The following is a 694-nucleotide window of genomic DNA, read 5'->3' as shown; positions in this document are numbered from 1 at the left end:
AATGGATGTGGTCCTACAATCACGAACGCCCAAATATGGCACTGGGCGGCTTCACCCCCAAACAGCGGCTAGCCATGGCTGCATAGCGTTCCTACTTCTGGCAATCGCTAAGAATGGGGGGATTACCCACGACGTGGATTTGGGACGGTCGCAAATCAAGATTCAGGTCGCCGAAGACGAGGACCAAGTCGGCCCTGACCGTTCCGTGAAGAACTTAGCCACAACCCGCAGGATACCGATTCACCCGGTACTGATTGAACTGGGGTTCCTGGATTTCATTCGGTCCATTTTGCGCCATTACACGAACGGCCCGCTATTCCCGGCAGCACTACCCGAACCGGGCGGAAAGTCTCCCAAATGGGGCCGTGCCTACGAGCAGCCATTCCTGCGCTTTATGCGCGATACGCAGCAACTCGGACATGGTTACGGAAACCACAGCTTCCGACACGCACTGGAAGACAGGATTCGGGCGGCAAACGTAGAGCAGCCTTGGCCAGAAGGGCTGGCGCGAGCCTACACTGGTCGCGCAACGACTCGTGCCCAGGACAAAGCCGTGACCCGTGAGGAAGTGACCTGCTCTGAGAAATTCGTGCCAACAGGTATTTGAGAGAATAGCTTCCAACGCAAGAGGGAAGCGAGATGAAGAAGGCGAGGTACAGCGAAGAGCAGATCGTGCGGATTCTGCGCGAGGCGG

1 protein-coding gene is annotated in these 694 nt (G+C 57.1%); it reads left to right on the top strand.

Annotation, left to right across the window (positions count from 1 at the left end; translation table 11 throughout):
* A partial coding sequence (locus tag AC6LJ9_RS30620) for a site-specific integrase (RefSeq protein WP_498150450.1) occupies nt 1-607 on the top strand: 607 nt, incomplete at its 5' end.
* Nucleotides 608-694 lie beyond the last annotated feature (87 nt).

The sequence above is a fragment of the Achromobacter sp. 1011811831 genome (assembly GCF_059760905.1).
The sequence above is the reverse complement of the archived record's forward strand: the minus strand, read 5'-3'. Positions and strand labels throughout refer to the sequence as shown.